Raw genomic sequence first — 4,014 nt, 5'->3', positions numbered from 1 at the left:
CCGCGTGCAGGGAGGTCTCGGACGCATGCGCGTGACCACCATCAATAACGTGGTCGAACTCAACCTCTTCATTGGGGTTGTTGGGCATGGGTATTCCTTTCGATCCGGAGAAGATCTTGCTGGATGGGGGGAAACTTAGAAGACTGACCAGCCGGTGCGGTCGGAGAGGTCGGCCAGGGCCGCGGTGCCGGCAAGGGAGTTGCCCTTGGCGTCCAGGCGGGGGCTCCAGACGCAGATGGCGCACTGGCCCGGGACGATCACCAGGATGCCCCCGCCCACTCCGCTCTTGCCGGGCAGGCCCACCCGGTAGGCGAATTCGCCGGCGGCGTCATACATGCCGCAGGTCAGCATGATCGAGCCGATCCGCTTGGCCTCGCTGGGGGACAGCACGGTGCCGGAGGTTCCCCGGCCGTCGTTGGCGAGGAACAGGCCGGCCTTGGCCAGCTGGACGCAGGTCATCATGATGGAGCACTGGCGGACGTAGTTCTCCACGACGACGCCGGCCGGCCGGGTGAGGTTGCCGAAATCCTTCAGGAAGTGCGCCAGCGCCAGGTTGCGGCTGCTGCTGTCCAGTTCACCGGCAGCGGCGGCCTCATCAATAAAGGGACCCGGGCTCCCCGCCTGTTCGGTGAGGAAGCGCAGGAGGTGCGTGGCGGCGTCGGGCGTCTCTTCCAGCAGGTGGTCGGTAACCACCAGGGCGCCGGCGTTGATGAAGGGATTGCGGGGGATTCCCTTCTCGGCTTCCAGCTGGACCAGCGAGTTGAAGGACGTTCCGGAGGGTTCGCGCAGCACCCGGGACCAAAGGCCGGCGGACCTGCCGCCCTGCAGCGCCAGCGCCAGGGTGAACACCTTGGAAAGGCTTTGGATGGAGAAGGGAACGCCGGCGTCGCCGGAGCTGAAGACCTCGCCCGAGGTAGTGGCGACAGCGATGCCGAAACGGTCGAACGGGACCGTGGCCAGGAACGGAATATTCGTGGGGATGCTGCCGGCGTTCTCCCGGGGACGGTGGCGCCGGACGAGGTCCTCAAGGAGGAGGCCCAGGGGCGGTGCGCTGAGTGTGGTGCTCATTTCCTGCCTGAATTGTCGTTGGAGGCAGCCCATTCCTGGATATGGAGCAGGGCCACCAGGGAGTCGCGGGGGTTGCCGAAGTCCAGGCCAGTGACCCTGGCGGCTTTGGCAACGCGGTAGTAGACGGTGTTCTTGTGGAGGTTCATGTGCTTGGCGCACTCGGCGACGTCGAAGCACGCGTCGAAGTAGGCCTGCAGGGTTGCTGCGAGTTCGGCGTCCTCCTGGAGCAGCGAGGCGAGGCTGCCGTGCCGGAAGGGTGAGCCGTGGAAATTCCGGACGGCCTCGCGGTAGAGGATCTCCGCCTCGAAATCGTCCACGCCGGCCACGGTGCCCGGGGTGGCGTTCCGCACGCAGGCCAGCAGGGCCTCGGTGATGCCGGTGACCCGGTGGAGGGACAGCAGGTCGGGTGCCAGCGGACCGACGGCGGCGAAGGGAGTAATGCCCAGGTGTTTGCGGGCATCCTTGACCACCGATTCCGCGAGGGACCTCAGCCCTGTCTCCGCCGTGCTGGACTGCAGGTCCGGCATGATGATGGCGGTGTCACCGTTGAACTGGCCTACGACGGCGGACGCCTTGTACGCGGCGGCGTGGATCGATGCGAGGTTGGCCAGTTCGCCGTGCTTGAGCGCGGCGTCATCGGCCCGGGAGTCGGCGTCCGACATGCCGATCAGGAGAAGCGCCGCGGGACGCTCCGAGGGGATCTTTCCGCTGTGGGCGCTGGCGGCGGCCTCGGCGGGACCCGACAGGATCCGTGCCACCCGGTCCTCACGCATGTGGACGGACTGCTGGTTGCGGTAGCGGATCAGTTCGGCCGAAACCCTGGCTGCGGAGCCGGTGAGGACGTACTCCACATCGTCACCGAAGCCTTTCCCGGTCTCCTGGAGCCAGATGTAGCCCATGATCCGTTCGCCGGCGAACAATGCGATGGCCACCCGTTCCCGGAGCCCGTCCTGGGGCCTCGCGGGGACGCGGACCGGTTGGCGCGTGCGGTGGAGCTCGCGGTAGGCGCCCAGGTCCTTGAGCAGCAGTTCGTATTTGCGCGGGCCGCGGCGGGACAGGATGGACGCTTTGCGGAGTTCGTCGATGTCGTTGGTGACGGTGGAGTAGGCGAGTACCTTGTTGGCGGCGTCCTCGATGAGGACGTGGCTGGAGGTGAGCCGGGCCGTGGTCTGGGCGATGGCGAACAGGTCCTCTTCCAGCAGTGTCAGGACTTCATGCTGGTAGGTCCGCGGCTGGATCCGGTCCTTGGCGATGGAGAGCAGGCGGTCCCAGTCGGCTCCCGGGTCCACGAGCAGCAGGCCCGCCCCGGCGGAGAACAGCAGTTCCTCCGCTTCGGCCAGGTCCTCCCGGCTGCCTTTGACCGCGACGACGGGCGGCGGGTCCTTCAGGAGCCGCCGCAGGGCGGGCAGGGCGGAGCGGCCGCGGACGCCGATGAGCAGGACAAAGGCGCCGGCGGCGTCGACTGTTTCGTCGTCGGCGTCGACGATCAGGAAGCGTTCGATGGCGGGCGCGGACGGGCCGGGGCGCAGGATGAGGCTGGCGAAACCAAGGGGAAGGTCCGAGAGGATGTCATCCACCGTAACCACGGACATGGGGTTTCCTTTTGCGTCGATCCCGCCGGACGGCTCTGTCCGGTCACCTCATGCTATCCAGCACTGTGGACCCAAAATATGGGATGCAACCCAATCCCGTGGCCGGTTTTTTGGAGTGCGGCCCGAGGCGGCCCTCGGCTACGGGCCGGAACGGCCGAAAGGCGGGCCGGCGGCTGCCGGCCCGCCTCCCGCGCGGTGTGGGGGATACGCCCGTGGGCGTTCAGCCTAGATCCAGGCGGGCGCGTCGGGCACCTGCCCGGCCGGTCCGCCGTCGTGTGTTGCTGCCACGCCGTCCTTGCCCCGGCCGGTGGCCCACTGGGTGATGGCGGCCAGGGAACCGGACACCACGGTGGGCGACGCGGCCGCGGGGTCACCGAACGACAGGCTGGTGCCGTCCACCGTGATGAGGAGCCCGTTGTCCGTGCCGCGGGTGTGCCAGGCGCCGGTGATGTCGGTGAGGAGGCGTTCCAGGACGGGTTCGGGGATGTCGCGGAAGGTGGCGCCGTTGTCGAGGTCCACGGCGTGCACCCAGACTTCGCGGGTGCGCATCCACACGGTTTCCTCGGCGGGGACGGTCCGGCCCTGGACGGTTTTGACCTTGTGGTGCCAGTTCTCTGCCGGCAGGTCGCGCCATTCGACGTTCAGGTGCACGGCGGAGTGGTCGAACAGGTTCCGCAGCGCGATGGGACTCAGCGTGGCGCCGAAGTCGATCTCGTGGTTCCGGACCTCCACGGAGGGATACATGGGGGTTTCCACCCCGGTGGCCGCCCATTCGACCAGCCGGGCGATGGCCCGGGCGTTGTAGCCCACGTGGGCTACAACGTGCCGGCGCGACCAGCCAGGCAGCAGGGAGTCGCCGTCCAGGTCCGCGTCGGGAAGCTCGTTGAGCTTGCGGGCGAAGAACGCGGTGCCGCGCCTGGCCTGCAGAAGCCCGTCGAGCAGGACGGGGTCGGTGGTCTGGTCGTGCCGGGCGACCATCAGGCTTCCTTGACCACGCGGTTGGTTAGCCGGCCCAGGCCCTCGATGGTGGTGACCAGGACCTGGCCTTCCTGCAGGTAGCGCTTGGGGTCCTGGGCGTGGCCCACGCCCCCGGGGGTGCCGGTGGCGATCACGTCGCCCGGGTTCAGCGTGATGATCGTGGAGATGTAGGAGACCAGGAACTCCGGGGTGAACACCAGGTCGGACGTGGGGGTGGACTGCTGGACGTCGCCGTCCACGGCCGAGGTCATCAGCGGGCCGGGCGTGAATTCGTCCTGGGTGACCAGGGCGGGGCCGAACGGGGTGGACTTCTCCCAGGTCTTGCCCTGCAGCCACTGGATGGTGCGGAACTGGTAGTCGCGCATGCTGATGTCGT

4 protein-coding genes are annotated in these 4,014 nt (G+C 68.1%); all 4 read right to left on the bottom strand.

Annotated elements, in window-relative coordinates:
* Positions 1-135: 135 nt before the first annotated feature.
* Positions 136-1,068, bottom strand: a complete 933-nt coding sequence (locus ACYSM9_RS21660; RefSeq protein WP_461859007.1) for a glutaminase — start codon at positions 1,066-1,068, stop codon at positions 136-138.
* Complete coding sequence (locus ACYSM9_RS21655; protein ID WP_461859006.1) at positions 1,065-2,660, bottom strand: PucR family transcriptional regulator; 1,596 nt, start codon at positions 2,658-2,660, stop codon at positions 1,065-1,067. Before ACYSM9_RS21655 ends, ACYSM9_RS21660 begins: the two co-directional genes overlap by 4 nt.
* A 225-nt stretch (positions 2,661-2,885) precedes the next feature.
* Complete coding sequence (locus ACYSM9_RS21650) at positions 2,886-3,638, bottom strand: maleylpyruvate isomerase family mycothiol-dependent enzyme (protein ID WP_461859005.1); 753 nt, start codon at positions 3,636-3,638, stop codon at positions 2,886-2,888.
* Positions 3,638-4,014: fumarylacetoacetate hydrolase family protein (locus ACYSM9_RS21645; protein ID WP_461859004.1), on the bottom strand; the 377-nt coding region annotated here is incomplete at its 5' end. The genes ACYSM9_RS21645 and ACYSM9_RS21650, both read right to left, overlap by 1 nt.

This window comes from Arthrobacter sp. C152, from assembly GCF_054890965.1.
The sequence above is the reverse complement of the archived record's forward strand: the minus strand, read 5'-3'. Positions and strand labels throughout refer to the sequence as shown.

Bases quoted from the DNA above. Each gene is read 5' to 3' on its own strand.
- ACYSM9_RS21650 (WP_461859005.1), bottom strand. From the start codon at position 3,638: ATGGTCGCCCGGCACGACCAGACCACCGACCCCGTCCTGCTCGACGGG.
- ACYSM9_RS21660 (WP_461859007.1), bottom strand. From the start codon at position 1,068: ATGAGCACCACACTCAGCGCACCGCCCCTGGGCCTCCTCCTTGAGGAC.
- ACYSM9_RS21655 (WP_461859006.1), bottom strand. From the start codon at position 2,660: ATGTCCGTGGTTACGGTGGATGACATCCTCTCGGACCTTCCCCTTGGT.